Annotated in this window: 2 protein-coding genes; both read right to left on the bottom strand. The window is 67.4% G+C overall.

The features are described 5' to 3' along the window. Window positions 1–628 (bottom strand): tetratricopeptide repeat protein (locus tag MXAZACID_RS06660; protein WP_205619745.1); only part of this gene is annotated, 628 nt, incomplete at its 3' end. Window positions 629–665: 37 nt separating this feature from the next. Then, window positions 666–1,464: tetratricopeptide repeat protein (locus tag MXAZACID_RS06655; RefSeq protein ID WP_008493431.1), on the bottom strand; the 799-nt coding region annotated here is incomplete at its 5' end.

Here is a 1,464-nt window from a genome sequence, read left to right as displayed (position 1 = left end):
CCAGCACCTGCCGCGCCTCCTCCGCGCGGCCGCTGCCGACCAAAGCCAGCGCGTAATCGGCGCGGATTTTCGGGGTGGCGTTATCGGAGATCGCCAGCGGCCCCAGATATTGCAGCGCATCGGCGCTGTTGCCGGACAGCGCCAGCGCCATGCCGAGATTGACCTCGGTGGCGATGTTCCCGGGGGCGAGCAGCAGCGCCTGCTGCAACGGCGCCACCGCCCCGGCGGCATTGCCGCTCAGCGCCCGGGCCACACCGAGATCGCTCTGCGCGTTGGCATTTTGCGGGTCATCCGCCACCGCGGCGGCGAAGGCGCGCTCCGCCTCCGGCGCGTTGCGGCGGATCAGGCAGCGTCCGATCCCGGTCTGGGCTTCGGAGGAATGCGGGTTCTGCCCCAGCGCCAGCCTGTAAGCGGCGATGGAATCCTCGCAGCGATCCATCGCATAATAGGCCGCGCCCTCGTGATAGAGTGCCTGCTCATCGTGCGGGTTCTGCGCCAGGGTGGATTGCGCGATTTTCAGCGCCATCTGCGGGTTGCCGCCGGCGATGGCGGCATCGGCGACGTTGAGCGTGTCATTGCCTGGGGCGAACTGGCTGGTCTGCCGCGGCGTCGCACAGGCGCCAAGCATCAGGCAGGAAGCGGCGGCCAGGCCCAGGCGCAGCAAATTAGGGCGCCGTGGCGAGCAGCAACCAGTAGGCAGATTTCTGTGCATCGCGTTTCACTCCGCTCCCCGTCGAGAGAGCCTGGCTCAGGCTGAACTGGGCTTGCTTGTTGCCTTGCGCGGCGGCGCGCTGCCACCAATAGGCGGCCTTGCCGGGATTGGCCGGCACCCCGGCGCCATAGGCATAGGCGTTGCCGAGCGCGTCCTGGGCGTCGGCATTGTTGCGTTCGGCGGCTTTCTGCCACCATTGTGCGGCCAGAACATCGCTCTGCGGCACGCCATAGCCATGGGCGTAGTAATTGCCGAGATTGAACTGCGCCTTCACATTGCCCTGCTGCGCGGCTTCGGTGAAATATTGCGCCGCCTTGGTGTAATCCTGCTTCACGCCCAGCCCGGCATTGTAATTATAGCCCAGGCTGTTCTGCGCCTCGGCATTGCCGGCATCGGCGGCCTTGGCGAACCATTCGCTGGCCTTGGCATCGTCCTTGGGCACGCCGGTGCCGTTGGTATAGGCGTTGCCGAGTGCCAGCGCGGCATCGGGATTGCCCTGATTGGCGGCCTTGGCGAACCAGTAATCGGCGGCCTGGGCATCGGCAGCCACGCCGGTGCCAGTCTGGTACATCACCGCCAGGCGATATTGCGCATCCTCATTGCCCAGAGGTGCGGCGCGGCCATACCAGCTGGCGGCGGTGGCGTAATCCTGCGGCACGCCATGGCCGGTGTAATAGGCATCGCCCATCGCGGCCAGCGCGTCGGCGGAGCCGGCGGCGTTGGAGGGCGAGGCGTTCGGGTTCGGGGCCGGC

The sequence above is a fragment of the Acidocella sp. MX-AZ02 genome (genome assembly GCF_000306035.1).
GTDB classification, from domain to species: domain Bacteria; phylum Pseudomonadota; class Alphaproteobacteria; order Acetobacterales; family Acetobacteraceae; genus Acidocella; species Acidocella facilis.
Note: the sequence above shows the minus strand (reverse complement) of the source record. Positions and strands in the feature narration are given on the sequence as shown.